The sequence below is a fragment of the Streptomyces sp. NPDC004266 genome (assembly GCF_042874095.1).
Classification (GTDB): Bacteria; Actinomycetota; Actinomycetes; order Streptomycetales; family Streptomycetaceae; genus Streptomyces.
Genome location: NZ_JBIAMM010000009.1, coordinates 292,533 through 306,685, shown reverse-complemented (window position 1 = coordinate 306,685; position 14,153 = coordinate 292,533). Strand labels below are relative to the sequence as shown.

The 14,153-nt window shown below is 73.4% G+C and carries 12 protein-coding genes, 1 pseudogene and 1 riboswitch; of the genes and pseudogenes, 11 read left to right on the top strand and 2 right to left on the bottom strand.

The window, feature by feature from the left end; translation table 11 throughout:
* Positions 1-41: 41 nt before the first annotated feature.
* A complete protein-coding gene (locus ACFYUZ_RS23115; protein WP_389312102.1) occupies positions 42-1,487 on the bottom strand; it encodes a Gfo/Idh/MocA family protein in 1,446 nt (481 codons plus the stop codon).
* A gap of 518 nt (positions 1,488-2,005) precedes the next feature.
* Here ACFYUZ_RS23115 and ACFYUZ_RS23110 point away from each other — a divergent pair.
* The 10 genes and pseudogenes from ACFYUZ_RS23110 (at position 2,006) to ACFYUZ_RS23065 (ending at position 11,546) form a co-directional block, all read left to right on the top strand.
* Positions 2,006-2,805 (top strand): annotated as a pseudogene (locus ACFYUZ_RS23110) (DeoR/GlpR family DNA-binding transcription regulator).
* A gap of 657 nt (positions 2,806-3,462) precedes the next feature.
* On the top strand, positions 3,463-4,455 hold the full coding sequence (dhaK, locus tag ACFYUZ_RS23105) for a dihydroxyacetone kinase subunit DhaK (protein ID WP_389312100.1): 993 nt from the start codon (positions 3,463-3,465) through the stop codon (positions 4,453-4,455).
* A 26-nt stretch (positions 4,456-4,481) separates the two neighbouring features.
* A complete protein-coding gene (dhaL, locus tag ACFYUZ_RS23100) occupies positions 4,482-5,102 on the top strand; it encodes a dihydroxyacetone kinase subunit DhaL (protein WP_389312099.1) in 621 nt (206 codons plus the stop codon).
* Entirely contained in the window at positions 5,099-5,539 is a 441-nt protein-coding gene (locus ACFYUZ_RS23095) for a PTS-dependent dihydroxyacetone kinase phosphotransferase subunit DhaM (protein ID WP_389312097.1), read from the top strand. The genes dhaL and ACFYUZ_RS23095 overlap by 4 nt, the downstream gene beginning before the upstream one ends.
* Before the next feature lie 78 nt (positions 5,540-5,617).
* Positions 5,618-5,823: riboswitch (cobalamin riboswitch) on the top strand.
* Between the two features lie 28 nt (positions 5,824-5,851).
* Positions 5,852-6,550 carry an energy-coupling factor ABC transporter permease gene (locus ACFYUZ_RS23090; RefSeq protein ID WP_389312095.1) on the top strand — a complete coding sequence of 233 codons (699 nt, stop codon included), beginning with the start codon at positions 5,852-5,854 and terminating at the stop codon, positions 6,548-6,550.
* Complete coding sequence (locus ACFYUZ_RS23085; protein WP_389312093.1) at positions 6,547-7,191, top strand: energy-coupling factor ABC transporter substrate-binding protein; 645 nt, start codon at positions 6,547-6,549, stop codon at positions 7,189-7,191. Before ACFYUZ_RS23090 ends, ACFYUZ_RS23085 begins: the two co-directional genes overlap by 4 nt.
* A gap of 5 nt (positions 7,192-7,196) precedes the next feature.
* Positions 7,197-7,946 carry a cobalt ECF transporter T component CbiQ gene (gene cbiQ, locus ACFYUZ_RS23080; RefSeq protein WP_389312091.1) on the top strand — a complete coding sequence of 250 codons (750 nt, stop codon included), beginning with the start codon at positions 7,197-7,199 and terminating at the stop codon, positions 7,944-7,946.
* On the top strand, positions 7,943-8,815 hold the full coding sequence (locus ACFYUZ_RS23075) for an ATP-binding cassette domain-containing protein (RefSeq protein WP_389312089.1): 873 nt from the start codon (positions 7,943-7,945) through the stop codon (positions 8,813-8,815). Before cbiQ ends, ACFYUZ_RS23075 begins: the two co-directional genes overlap by 4 nt.
* A gap of 129 nt (positions 8,816-8,944) precedes the next feature.
* Complete coding sequence (locus ACFYUZ_RS23070) at positions 8,945-10,960, top strand: FAD-dependent oxidoreductase (protein WP_389312087.1); 2,016 nt, start codon at positions 8,945-8,947, stop codon at positions 10,958-10,960.
* A 46-nt stretch (positions 10,961-11,006) separates the two neighbouring features.
* Positions 11,007-11,546: a PadR family transcriptional regulator gene (locus ACFYUZ_RS23065; RefSeq protein WP_389312085.1), complete on the top strand. Its 540-nt coding sequence runs from the start codon at positions 11,007-11,009 to the stop codon at positions 11,544-11,546.
* Positions 11,547-11,738: 192 nt separating this feature from the next.
* Here ACFYUZ_RS23065 and ACFYUZ_RS23060 read toward each other — a convergent pair whose 3' ends face one another.
* Positions 11,739-13,643 carry a heavy metal translocating P-type ATPase gene (locus ACFYUZ_RS23060; protein WP_389312083.1) on the bottom strand — a complete coding sequence of 635 codons (1,905 nt, stop codon included), beginning with the start codon at positions 13,641-13,643 and terminating at the stop codon, positions 11,739-11,741.
* A 130-nt stretch (positions 13,644-13,773) separates the two neighbouring features.
* Between ACFYUZ_RS23060 and ACFYUZ_RS23055 the strand changes: the two genes are divergently transcribed.
* A complete protein-coding gene (locus ACFYUZ_RS23055) occupies positions 13,774-14,151 on the top strand; it encodes an ArsR/SmtB family transcription factor (RefSeq protein WP_389312081.1) in 378 nt (125 codons plus the stop codon).
* Positions 14,152-14,153 lie beyond the last annotated feature (2 nt).

Sequence of the window (14,153 nt, the reverse complement as noted above, 5' to 3'; positions counted from 1 at the left end):
TCGCCCGGGGCTCAAAGGGCAGGACCGGACGTGGGCCGGAGTCACACGGGCGGCATCTCCGTCGTGCGCGAGTCGAGGCCGGGACGGAGGTTCACCCACGCGCCGCGGGTGAAGTCCGGGATCTCCACGGGCTTGCCCTTGCGCTCCAGGGACACGACGCTCAGCGGCACCGGCGCGCACCAGGCCGCCGAGTCGTACACGTCGATGTCGGGCACGAGGCCGGCGCGCATCAGCTGCACGGTGCGCCACTGCAGGACGTAGTCCATGCCGCCGTGGCCGCCGTTGTTCGCCGCGTCGTCGCCGATCTTCTTCCAGAGCCAGTGGTCGTACTCCTTGCGGTACGACTCGAAGTCCCGCCAGGCGTCGTCGCCGTGGTCGGGCTCGAAGTAGACCCGGGCGCCGGTGGAGGAGGTTCCGGCGTAGTCCTCGAAGATGCCGCGGCTGCCCGCGATGCTGTTGATCCGGCTGTACGGGCGGGGGGAGCTGACGTTGTGCTCGGCACGGATCGTCCGGCCGTTCGCGGTCTCGATCATGCAGGTGACGAGGTCGCCGTTGACGTAGGTCTCGTTCCACGACGGATGTCCCTCGGGGACGAAGCGCTCGCGGTAGTCGGCGAGGCCCTTCGGGGCGGTCGCGGTGGCACGCAGCGTGGTCATCCGGTCGCCGCGGTTGATGTCCATCGCCGCGGCGACCGGGGCGAGACCGTGCATCGGGTAGAAGGACGCGATGCTGCGGGTGTGCCACAGACGGCGCCAGGAGTCCGTGTAGTAGGTGTCCGAGAACAGCAGCGCGCGCAGGTCGTGCAGGTATCCGCCGTGGCCGTTCGTGACGTCGCCGAACACCCCGTCGTGTGCCATCTTGAGCATGGCCAGCTCGTTGCGGCCGTACGAGCAGTTCTCGGCGAGCATCAGGTGCCGCCGGGTCCGCTCGCAGGTGTCGACCAGGTCCCACAGCTCGTCGAGCCGGGTGGCGATGGGAAGTTCGACGATGACGTGCTTGCCGGCCAGCAGCGCGGCCTTGCCCTGCTCGTAGTGGAACTCCCAGGGCGTGGCGATGTAGACGAGGTCGATGTCGTCCCGCTTGAGCATCTCGGCGTACGAGTCGGCGGAGCCGCCGAACTCGGCGGGGCGCGGCTTGCCCGCCTTGACCAGGTCGTCCGCGACGCGCTTGGCGCGGTCCGCACGGATGTCGCAGACGGCGGTGACCTGACAGCCGGGCACGACGGACCAGCCCCTGGTCATGCCGTTGCCGCGGTTGCCGAGGCCGACGGTGGCGACCCGGACGGTCCGATGCGTCTCGTACGGCACGTTGATCATGGAGGTCTGGCCGGCGGGGCGGCGCGGTCCGGAGGCCGTGACCTCCCCGGCAGCGCCGGGTGCGGCGACCGCGGGGGCGGACGCGGCCGCCCCGAAGCCGACGGCCATCGCGCCCGTGGCCACCGCCCCTCCGAGAACCGAACGCCGCGAGACTGCGGGGACTTCAGACATGACGTGACTCCAGATTCGGCATGGTCGGCATGGCTGGCGGGACGACTGTGACGGGCATGACATCTGCATGTCAATACATGATTGAAAAATCGCTCCTGCGCGCAAAAATGAACATCACGGACTGCACTTTGCTGCACATTCGTGCACAGCGAGGCGGGCCGCGGTGAAGGGCGGGGCTCCCCCAGCCGACGGCGGGCAATCCGAGCGGCCCGGCCCCCTCGGCCTCGACGGCCGCGCGGGCCGGGCCGGACCGAGGCACTCGCGCGGGTCGGGGACCTCGGGAGACGCGCCGATCGTGACCCTTGCACGAGACGCTTGCGCCACTCACGCCGCCACAGACATCAAGAATGACAAGAGTTGCTTGATTCAAGCTCTTTTCGAGCATGGCCAAGCGCAAATTCCGTGACGGTAGCCGTCACCTGCGCATCGGACCCGCATACGATCACAGTGCGCACGATCAGCCGGGGAAGCAGCGCACTCCGTCCTGACGACGAGCCCGGCCGACAAGGAGTCCGACGATGTCCAAGCAAGAGCGTTGGGGCGCATTGCTCGAACTGCTGGCCGCCGAGGGTCGGCTGGAGATCGAGGGAGCCGCGACCGCGCTGGAGGTCTCCCACGCGACCATCCGCAGGGACCTCGACGAGCTGGCAGAACAACAGATGCTCGTCCGCACCCGGGGCGGTGCCCTCGCTCACGGGATCTCCTACGAGCTTCCGCTGCGCTACAAGTCCTCGCGCAACACACCGGAGAAGCAGAGAATCGCCGCCGCGGCCGCCGACCTCGTAGCCGACGGCGAGGTGCTGGGGCTCAACGGCGGCACGACCACCACGGAGGTTGCCCGCGCACTCGCGCTGCGGACCAGCGGCAATCAGCGCACGGCCCCCGGGAGCGCCCCCGCACCCGTCCTGACCGTGGTGACCAACGCGCTCAACATCGCCGTCGAGCTCGCGGTACGCCCCCAGATCAAAATCGTGACCACGGGGGCGTGGCCCGCCCGCAGACGTTCGAGCTCGTCGGCCCGCTCACCATGGGCGTCCTCAACGAGGTCGTGCTGGACGTGGCGATCCTGGGCGTGGACGGAGTCGATCCCCGGATGGGGATCACGGCACACCACGAGGACGAGGCCGGCATCAGCAGGCTGCTCACCGAGCGCGCACACCGCGTGATCGTCGTCACCGACTCGTCCAAGCTGGGGCATCGCGCCTTCGCCCGGATCTGCGGCCTGGACCGCATCGACGCCCTCGTGACCGACACCAGGGTGCCGGACGACATGTCCGCGCGCCTGGTGGAGGCGGGCGTCAAGGTGATCACCGCCTGAGCGCCACGCCCCGGGAGGTCCGCACGGTCTCCCGCACGGGGTCGGCCCCCTGACGGCCCGCCGCACCGACAGTCGTTCCCGCCCCGCTGGTCGTGCCACTCACCCCGTACGCCCTCACCTACGGCCACGACCCGAACGGCTTCCGCACGCGCCGCAGGAACCCGTCCTCGGTATCCGCCAGGGCATGGAGCGTACTGCTGTCCCCGGCCGGCTGCCGGGGCCTGACTCCGTCAAGAGAGAGCAAGGGGTGGCGGATCCCCGATCCGGTGAGCCACTTGCGGAGGCTGTCGTCCAGGCATCCACTCAGCTGTCTGACGGTTCCCTGCGGAGACTCGCCGTCCAGTCCGTCGCCGCCGAACCCCAAGGCGCCGCACAAAGCCTGCCGGCAGGGAATCGGCCGCTTCCGGCCGCGACGCACCGGTGCGCGACCCCACCCCCCACGCCGATAATTGCGCCATCATGCACACATGCAAAGAGCACGCAGCACGAGCCGACCCTGACGGGTGGCCAGGAAAGGCGGCGACAGGTCGGCATCCGTACCGCGCGCAACCGACCCTGGGAGCCGCGAACCGCCAAGACCGATAACCCGCCTCACCCTTTCTGACCTGTGAAAAGCCTGTTCAGTCACATGCCGGCCAGTCTCTACAGGAGGTACCCGTGAGGATGCTGATCAACGTTCCGGAGACCGTCGTCGCCGACGCGCTGCGGGGGATGGCCGCGGCGCATCCCGAGCTGACCGTGGACGTGGAGCGGCGCGTGGTGGTGCGGCGGGACGCGCCCGTGGCGGGGCAGGTGGCGCTGGTGTCCGGCGGCGGGTCCGGGCACGAGCCGCTGCACGGGGGGTTCGTGGGCCCCGGCATGCTGGCGGCCGCGTGTCCGGGCGAGGTGTTCACCTCGCCCGTGCCCGATCAGATGGTGCGGGCCGCCGCCGCGGTCGACAGCGGCGCCGGGGTGCTGTTCGTCATCAAGAACTACACCGGTGACGTGCTGAACTTCGAGATGGCCGCCGAACTCGCCGAGGACGAGGGCATCCAGGTCGCCAAGGTCCTCGTCGACGACGACGTGGCGGTGACGGACAGCCTGTACACGGCGGGCCGGCGCGGCACCGGCGGCACGCTGTTCGTGGAGAAGATCGCGGGCGCGGCCGCCGAGGAGGGCGCCCCGCTGGAGCGGGTGGAGTCGATCGCCCGCCGGGTGAACGGGCGGTGCCGGTCCTTCGGGGTGGCCCTGAGCGCCTGCACCACCCCCGCCAAGGGCGGCCCGACCTTCGACCTCCCGGAAGGGGAGCTGGAGTTGGGCATCGGCATCCACGGCGAGCCCGGCCGGGAGCGGCGGGCCATGATGACCTCGCGGGAGATCGCGGACTTCGCCGTGGACGCCGTCGTGGAGGACCTGAGCCCGTCCGGGCCGGTCATCGCCCTGGTGAACGGGATGGGCGGGACGCCGCTCCTGGAGCTGTACGGGTTCAACGCCGAGGTGCAGCGGGTGCTCGCCGAGCGGAAGGTGCCGGTGGCCCGGACACTGGTCGGGAACTACGTGACCTCGCTCGACATGGCGGGGTGCTCGGTGACCCTGTGCGAGGTCGACGAGGAGCTGCTGCGCCTGTGGGACGCGCCGGTGCGGACGCCCGCGCTGCGCTGGGGCCGGTGAGTCCCGGGACGGGAAGGGGGAGCGAGATGACGGAGACCTTCGGCGCCGGGTTCCTGGTGCGCTGGCTGGCCGCGGCGGCCGAGGACGTCGCCCGGGAGGCGGACCGGCTCACCGAGCTGGATTCGGCCATCGGCGACGCCGATCACGGAGCCAATCTCAAGCGGGGGTTCGCCGCCGTGGCGGAGACCCTGGCGAAGGAGCCGCCCGCGAGCCCGGGCGCGGTGCTCACCGCCGCCGGACGGCAGCTCATCTCCACCGTCGGCGGCGCTTCGGGGCCGCTGTACGGGACGCTGCTGCGGCGCGCGGGGAAGGCCCTGGGCGAGGACGGGGAGGTCACCCGGGAGCGGCTGGCGGAGGCGCTCGGCGCCGGTGTGGCCGCCGTGTCGCAGCTGGGCGGTGCCCAGGTGGGCGACAAGACGATGCTGGACGCGCTCGTGCCGGGCGTGGAGGGACTGCGGAGCTCGTACGAGGCGGCCCGCGCCGCCGCCGAGGGGGGCGCCCTGGCGACGGTGCCCCTCCGGGCGCGCAAGGGCAGGGCCAGTTATCTCGGGGAGCGGTCGGTCGGGCACCAGGATCCGGGGGCGACGTCGTCGGCGCTGCTCTTCGCGGCCCTCGCCGACACCGCCGGGGCGGAGGGCGCGCGATGAGCCCGGCGGGTCGTCCGGTCCCGGAGGGTTCGGCCCCGGCGGTCGTCGGCATCGTGCTCGTCTCGCACAGCGCGGCGGTCGCGACGGCGGTCGCCGAACTGGCCCGCGGCCTCGCGGGCGGCGGTGACCTCGCGCCGGTCCTGCCCGCGGGCGGGACGCCGGACGGTGGCCTCGGGACGAGTTCCGAGCTGATCTGGGAGGCCGCGAAGGCCGTCGACCGGGGGGCCGGGGTCGCGCTCCTCGTCGACCTGGGCAGCGCGGTCCTCACCGTGAAGGCGCTGCTCGCCGAGGGCGACGAACTGCCCGAGGGCTCCCGCCTGGTGGACGCGCCGTTCGTCGAGGGCGCGGTGGCCGCGCTGGTGACGGCGAGCGCCGGCGGGGACCTCGACGCGGTGGCGGCAGCGGCCTCGGAGGCGTACTCCTACCGCAAGGAGTGACCACGGGGGCCGAGTGCGTGGAGTGACCGGAGGGACGCGCCGCGTGGTGGCCGTGTTGTGATCCAGCAGGTCAACCCACTAATGTCGCAGGGCCTTGGTGTACGGGAAACCGGTGCAGTACCGGTGCGGCCCTCGCCACTGTGATCGGGAGGTCCGGCTCCACCCCCGGGGGAACACCTCGGGGAAGCCACTGGACCGTCGCGGGAGACCGCGACGGTGTGGGAAGGCGGAGTCGGGCCGTATGACCGTCAGCCAGGAGACCGGCCAGGGTGCGTTGTCCATCCACGAGGTGCTGGAGAGGGTCTCCCGATCATGCATATAGCCGAGGGGTATCTGCCCCCTGCGCACGCCGCCGCCTGGGGCGTCGCGGCCGCTCCGTTCGTCGTCCACGGGGTGCGCGCGCTGACCCGCGAGGTGCGGTCGAACCCCGAATCCACTCTGCTGCTCGGCGCCTCCGGTGCCTTCACCTTCGTCCTGTCGGCGCTCAAGTTGCCCTCGGTCACCGGCAGTTGCTCGCATCCGACCGGTACGGGGCTCGGCGCCGTTCTGTTCCGGCCGCCGATCATGGCGGTCCTCGGGACGATCACCCTGCTCTTCCAGGCCCTGCTGCTCGCGCACGGCGGGCTGACCACGCTCGGCGCGAACGCCTTCTCCATGGCGATCGTCGGCCCCTGGGCGGGCTACGGGACGTACCGGCTGCTTCGGCGGTTCGGCGCGCCCCTGATGGTGGCCGTCTTCTTCGGCGCGTTCGTCGCCGACCTGTCCACGTACTGCGTCACCAGCGTGCAGCTGGCCCTGGCGTTCCCCGACCCCGGCAGCGGCGTGCCCGGCGCGCTGGCCAAGTTCGGCGGGATCTTCGCCGTGACCCAGATTCCGCTGGCGGTGAGCGAGGGCCTGCTCACGGTGCTCGTGATGAGGCTGCTCACCCAGTCCAGCAAGGGCGAGCTGACGCGCCTCGGCGTCCTCGACCGGCCGCGGGCGGAGCGGCCCGAGGAGGTGGCCGCGCGATGAGCCGGAACGCGAAGGTCAACACGCTGCTGCTGCTCCTCGTCGCCGCGCTCGCGGTCCTGCCGCTCGCGCTGGGCCTCGGCGACCACAAGGAGCAGCCGTTCAGCGGGTCCGACAGCGAGGCGGAGACCGCGATCACGGAGCTCCGGCCGGACTACGAGCCGTGGTTCAGCCCGCTGTACGAGCCGCCGTCCGGCGAGATCGAGTCGGCGCTCTTCGCCCTCCAGGCGGCGATCGGCGCCGGTGTCCTGGCGTACTACTTCGGCCTGCGGCGCGGCCGTCGGCAGGGCGCGGCCCGCGCCGTGGCCGCGGCAGCCGCCGAGGCGGCGGGGACCGAGGGCGCGGCGGCGGAGGGCGACCCCGTCGGGGACGGCGGGTCCGCCGGGGTACGGGGTGGGCCCGATTCCGGTACCGCGAGCGGCGGTGCCGCACGCTCCGGCCCGGGCCCCCGTGCCGCCGGGGCCGGGGCCGGGGTCGCAGCCAGTGCCCGTGCCGGGGCAGGGGCCGGGGCCGGGGCCGGGGCCGGGGCCGGGGCCGGGGCCGCCGACCTCAGCGCCCTGGGCCACGGGTCCGGGTCCGGCGGCGGTGGGGCGGAGGCTCCCGAGGCCGACGGTTCCGTGCCGTTCGACGGTACGGGCGCGTAGCGCCGATGCTGCCGATCGACGCGGCGGCGCACAGCAGTCGCTGGCGCCGCCGCCATCCCGTGGAGAAGGCCGCCCTCGGCTTCGGCCTGACGCTGTGCGCCGTCTCCCTGCCGCCGTGGCCGGGCGCCGTGCTCGTGGCGGCGGCCACGCTCGCGGTGCTCCTCGGTCCGGCCGGTGTGCCGGGCCGTCAGCTGTGGCGGGCGTTCCGCATCCCGCTCGGTTTCTGTGTCACGGGAGCCGTTCCGCTGCTCTTCGAGGTGGGAGGTGCGCGCGGGCTCGTGGCCCTCGCGCCCGGCGGCCCCGCGCACGCGGGCGAGCTGCTGCTGCGAACCGCCTCGGCCTCGCTGGGGGTGCTGCTCTTCGCCTTCACCACGCCGGTGTCCGACGTGCTGCCCCGGCTCGTCCGGGCGGGCGTCCCGGCACCCGTGGTGGACGTGGCGCTCGTGATGTACCGGATCATCTTCCTGCTGCTCGACTCGCTGGCGAAGATCCGGCAGGCCCAGGCGGCCCGGCTCGGGCACACCACCCGGGCGGCGACCTGGCGTTCGCTCGCCGGGCTCGGCGCGACCACGTTCGTGCGGGCCTTCGACCGGGCGCAGCGCCTGCAGTCGGGGCTCGCCGGGCGCGGTTACGACGGCACGCTGCGGGTCCTGGTGCCGGCCTGCGCGGTCTCCCGGCGGTTCCTCACGGCGACGGGCGCGCTCCTCGCGGGGCTCGTCGCCCTCACCCTCGTACTGGAAAGGTTCCTTCCGTGACGTCTCCGACGCCGACGCACCCCGTCGTGGAGCTGGTGAAGGCGGGTTTCGCCTACGAGGACGGGCCCGCGGTCCTGTCGGACGTGGACTTCCCGGTGGCGGAGGGGCGCGCGATCGCGCTCCTCGGCCGCAACGGCAGCGGCAAGACGACGCTGCTGCGGCTGCTCAGCGGGGGGCTGCGGTGCGGGAGCGGGACGCTGCTCCTGGACGGGGCCGAGGTGGCGTACGACCGGAAGGGGCTGACCCGGCTGCGGACCACCGTGCAGCTGGTCGTGCAGGATCCGGACGACCAGTTGTTCGCGGCCTCGGTCGGTCAGGATGTGTCGTTCGGTCCGATGAACCTGGGGCTGCCGGAGGAGGAGGTGCGGCTCCGGGTGCGGGAGGCCCTGGAGGCGCTGGACATCGTGGCCCTGGAGGACCGGCCGACGCATCTGCTGTCCTACGGGCAGCGGAAGCGGGCCGCGATCGCGGGCGCCGTGGCGATGCGGCCCCGGGTGCTGATCATGGACGAGCCGACGGCCGGGCTCGACCCGCACGGGCAGGAGCGGCTGCTGGACGCCCTCGGACGCCTGCGGGAGGCGGGGACGACGGTGGTGATGGCGACGCACGACGTGGACCTGGCGCTGCGCTGGGCCGACGAGGCCGCGGTGCTCTCGCCCGCCGGTCTGCGCACCGGTCCGGTCGCCGAGCTCCTCGCGGACGACGATCTGCTGGCCGCGGCCCGGCTGCGCCGGCCGTGGGGCACGTCGGTGGCCCGCCTCCTGCGGGCCCACGGCCTGCTGGGCGCGGACGGGGTGGAGCCCCGGACGCCGGAGGACCTGGAGGCGTGGACGGCGGCCGAGGCGGCCGGGCCCCGCCGCTCCTCCTGAGCCGCCCTCCCGGGACCCGCGCCGCCGAGTAGTGGAGATCACCCCCTCATTCTTCTGCAACTAGTTGCAGAAGGCGCGCGGGGTCGCCTAGAACTGAGGTCGACGACCCCTGCGCGAGGAGACGCCCCCATGACCCCGTACCCGCACCTGCTGAGCCCGCTCGACCTCGGGTTCACCACCCTGCCCAACCGGGTGATCATGGGGTCGATGCACGTCGGCCTGGAGGAGACCGAGCACGGCTTCGAGCGCATGGCCGCCTTCTACGCCGAGCGCGCCCGGGGCGGCGTGGGGCTCATCGTCACCGGCGGCATCGCCCCCAACGAGGCCGGCCGGCCCTGGGACGGCGGAGCCAAGCTGACCACCGCCGAGGAGGTCGCCGAGCACCGGCTGATCACCGACGCCGTGCACGCCGAGGGCGGCCGGATCGCCATGCAGATCCTGCACTTCGGCCGCTACGCCTACCACCCCGGCCTCGTCGGCCCCAGCCCGATCAAGGCGCCCATCAGCCCCTTCGTGCCGAACGAGCTGACCGACGCCGAGGTCGAGCAGACCGTCGAGGACTACGCGCGCTGCGCCGAGCTGGCCAAGGAGGCCGGGTACGACGGCGTCGAGGTGATGGGCTCCGAGGGCTACCTCATCAACGAGTTCATCGCCTCCGCCACCAACCGGCGCACCGACCGCTGGGGCGGCTCGTACGAGAACCGGGTCCGCTTCCCGCTGGAGATCGTCCGCCGGATCCGCGAGCGCGTCGGCGAGGACTTCATCCTCGTCTACCGCCTCTCCATGCTGGACCTCGTCCCCGGCGGCTCCACCCTCGACGAGGTGGTCTCCCTCGCCAAGGAGATCGAGGCCGCCGGCGCCACCATCATCAACACCGGCATCGGCTGGCACGAGGCGCGCATCCCCACCATCGCCACCTCCGTGCCGCGCGGCGCCTACACCTGGGTGACCAAGAAGCTGATGGGCGCGGTCTCCGTGCCGCTCGTCACCTCCAACCGCATCAACACCCCCGAGGTCGCCGAGGAGATCCTCGCCGACGGCCGCGCCGACCTGGTCTCGCTGGCCCGCCCGTTCCTCGCCGACCCCTCCTTCGTCGCCAAGGCGACGGCCGGCCGCGCCGACACCATCAACACCTGCATCGGCTGCAACCAGGCCTGCCTCGACCACACCTTCAACCTGAAGATCACCTCCTGCCTGGTCAACCCGCGCGCCTGCCACGAGACCGAGCTGGTCCTCTCCCCCACCCGCCTCGCCAAGCGCGTCGCGGTCGTCGGCGCGGGCCCGGCCGGACTCTCCTGCGCGGTGGCGGCGGCCGAACGCGGCCACTCCGTCACCCTCTTCGACGGCGCCGCCGAGATCGGCGGCCAGCTGAACATCGCCAAGCGGGTGCCGGGCAAGGAGGAGTTCGACGAGACGCTGCGCTACTTCCGCGTCCAGCTCGCCGAACGCGGCATCGACGTCCGCCTGAACACGTACGCGTCCGCGGCCGACCTGGAGGACTACGACGAGGTCGTCGTCGCGACCGGCGTCACCCCCCGCACGCCCGGCATCGCGGGCGAGGACCACCCGAGCGTCCTCAGCTACCTCGACGTGCTGCGGGACGGCGCGCCCGTCGGGGACCGGGTCGCGATCATCGGCGCGGGCGGCATCGGCTTCGACGTCGCCGAGTTCCTCACGGACGGCGGCGAGGGCGCGAGCCAGGACCCCGAGACGTACTTCCGCCAGTGGGGCGTCGACACCTCCTACGAGAACCGCGGCGGACTGCGCGCGCCCGAGCGGAACGCGCCGCCGCGCCAGGTGCACCTGCTCCAGCGCAAGACCACCAAGGTCGGCGCGGGCCTCGGCAAGACGACCGGCTGGATCCACCGCACCGAACTCAAGCACCGGGGCGTCACCATGGTGGCGGGCGTGTCGTACGAGCGGATCGACGACGCCGGCCTGCACGTCACGATCGACGGCGAGCCGCAGCTGCTGCCCGTCGACACGATCGTGCTCTGCGCGGGTCAGGAGCCGCGCCGCGACCTGTACGAGGAGCTGCTCGCCGCGGGCCGTTCGGCGCACCTCATCGGCGGCGCGGACGTCGCCGCCGAGCTGGACGCGAAGCGGGCCATCGACCAGGGCACCCGGCTCGCCGCCACCCTGTGACGGCCGCGCCGTGATCGCCGTGGCCGGCCGAACCTAGGATGCGAGCATGTCCCTCCCGCACGCGATCCTCACCGCGCTGCTCGAAAAGCCGTCCTCCGGCCTCGAACTGACGCGCCGCTTCGACAAGTCGATCGGCTACTTCTGGTCGGCCACGCACCAGCAGATCTACCGCGAGCTCGGGAAGCTGGAGCAGGCGGGGCACATCCGCGCCCTGCCCGCTCCGGTGCCCGCGCGGGGGCAGAAGAAGGAGTACGAGGTGCTGCCCGCCGGCCGGGCGGAGCTGAGCGACTGGGTGGGCAAGGCGGAGGACCCGAAGCCGCTCCGGTCGTCGCTGCTGCTGCGGATGCGGGCGGCGGCGATGGTGGGGGCGGCGGGGCTGCGGGCCGAGCTCCGGCGACACCTCGCCCTGCACCGGGCCCAGTTGGACGAGTACCTCGTCATCGAGGCCCGCGACTTCCCGGCGGAGCGCCGCCGCACCGAGCCGGACCGGCTGCGGCACCTGGTCCTGCGGGGCGGGGTGGAGCTGGAGCGGTTCTGGGTGGAGTGGCTGACGAGCGCGCTCTCGGAACTGGGGCCGGAGGAGTAACCCGCGCGTGGCGGGGCGGCGCGCTTCCGCCGCCCCGGCGTGACCCGCGCCCTTGCGGGGCGGCGCCCCGGCCCACCGCCGTTGTGGGCAGTCGCCCCAGCGGAACGACTGCCCACAACGGGGTGGACACCGTCCCCGCGGGCGCAGCCCGCAACGGGGTGGGGGCGCCGCACCGGTGGGCGTGGGGCGGGCTCATCGTTCCCCCTTCGACGCCCTCCGCCACGCCGCCTCCCGAAGCAGCCGCAAGCCGTTCAGGCCCACCAGGACCGTCGAGCCCTCGTGGCCCGCGACGCCCAGCGGGAGCGGCAGGTGGCCGACGAGGTCCCAGGTGACGAGGGCGCCGATGCAGACGCCCGCGATCACCAGGTTCTGGACGACCAGGCGCCGCGCCCGGCGCGAGAGCGCCACGACCGCCGGGATCGCGCGGAGTTCGTCGCGGACCACGACCGCGTCGGCGGTCTCCAGGGCCAGGTCGGAACCGGCCCGGCCCATGGCGATGCCGGCGTGGGCGGCCGCGAGGGCCGGGGCGTCGTTGACGCCGTCGCCGACGAGCAGCACCTTGGCGCCCGCCCGCTCCCACTCCCGTACGGTCTCGGCCTTCTCGTGCGGGAGGAGTCCGGCGCGGACGTCGGTGAGTCCGGCCTCGGCGGCGATCCGGGCGGCCGCGCCCGCGTTGTCGCCCGTCAGCAGCGCCGGAACGGTCCCGGTGAGCCGGGCGAGGGCGGCGACGGCCTCGGGGGCGCCCTCCCGGAGCCGGTCGGAGAAGTGGAGGACGGCGGCGGGGGCCCCGTCGACGAGGACCTCGACGGCGGTGTCGGCGTGGCCGCCCACCGCCCGGCGGACCCGCACCTCGTGGCCGCCGGCCACCGCACGTACGCCCCGTCCCGGCTCGGCGGTGAAGTCGCTCGCCTCGGGGACGTCCAGGCCGCGGGCACGGGCCTCGGCCACCACGGCGCGGGCCAGCGGGTGCTCGCTGGACAGTTCGGCGGCCGCGGCGAGGGCGAGGGCGGAGGCGTCTCCGTCGACGGCGGTCACCTTCGGCGTCCCCTCGGTGAGGGTGCCGGTCTTGTCGAGGGCGACCCGGTCGACCGCGCCGAGCCGCTCCATGACGACCGCCGACTTGACGAGGACTCCGTGGCGTCCGGCCGTGGCGATCGCGGAGAGCAGTGGCGGCATGGTGGCGAGGACCACCGCGCAGGGCGAGGCGACGATCATGAAGGTCATCGCCCGGAGCAGGGCCTCGGTGACGTCGGTGCCGAGGGCGACGGGCAGGCCGAAGAGGGCCAGGGTGGCGACGACGACGCCGATCGAGTAGCGCTGTTCGATCTTCTCCACGAAGAGCTGGGTGGGCGCCTTGGTCGCGCTCGCCTCCTCGACGAGGGCGACGATCCGGGCGATGACGGAGTCGGCCGCGTCCTTGTCGACGCGGACGCGGAGCGCCCCGGAGCCGTTGAGGGTGCCGGCGAAGACCGTGTCGCCCGCCGTCCTGGGGACGGGGAGCGGTTCGCCGGTGATGCCCGCCTGGTCGACGTCGCTCGTGCCGCGCAGGACGGTGCCGTCGGCGGGGAGGCGTTCCCCGGGCCGTACGAGGACGGTGTCGCCGATCGCGAGGGCGGCCGCCGCGACGGTCTCCTCGTGGTCGGGGCTCCCGGCCGTGAGCCGGACGGCGGTGGCGGGGGCGAGGTCGAGCAGGCCGCGGACGGAGTCGGCGGTGCGGCGGGTGGCGAGGGCCTCCAGGGCGCCGGAGACGGCGAAGATGACGATGAGGAGCCCGCCGTCGAGGTACTGGCCGATGGCCGCGGCGCCGAGCGCGGCGACCACCATGAGCAGGTCGACGTCGAGGGAGCGCTCCTTCAGCGCCTGGAGTCCCGCCCGCCCGGGTTCCCAGCCTCCGGCGGCGTAGCAGACCGCGTAGAGCGGGCCCCAGAGCCAGGCCGGGGCGCCGGCCAGGTCGAGCGGGAGGGCGACGAGGAAGGCGAGGGCGGCGAGCGCGGCCCAGCGCACCTCGGGCAGGGCCGTGGCCCGGGTGCGGCGCGGCGGCGCGGGCGGGCGTGAGGGGGCGGGGGCCTGCGGGGTGACGAGCTCCGGGAGGGCCATGGGAGGACACCTCTTTCGAGGATGGCGGGGAGGGACGGCCACGCGGCGGTGGCGGGGAGGAGAACCACCATACCCGAATACATGAAGAGGTCTTCACGTATTGACATACGAGCGCCGCTACGATGAGCGCATGGGACACGGAGCGAACGGCAGGACCACCCCCGCACCCCACCTGGACGCCGAGTCCGCGGCCACCATCGCCGCCACCCTCCAGGCCCTCGCCACCCCGTCCCGGCTGATGATCCTCACCACGCTCCGCCAGGGCCCGTGCGGCGTCACCGAACTGGCCTCCGCCGTCGACATGGAGCAGTCCGCCGTCTCCCACCAGCTCCGGCTGCTCCGCGCGCTCGGCCTGGTCACCGGCGTCCGCCAGGGGCGCCGCATCGAGTACAGCCTCTACGACAACCACGTCGCCCAGCTCCTCGACGAGGCCGTCTACCACATCGAGCACCTGAGGCTCGGGGCACGCGACGGTGCCCGCACCGACGTGGATACTGGTCAGTCGTAGTT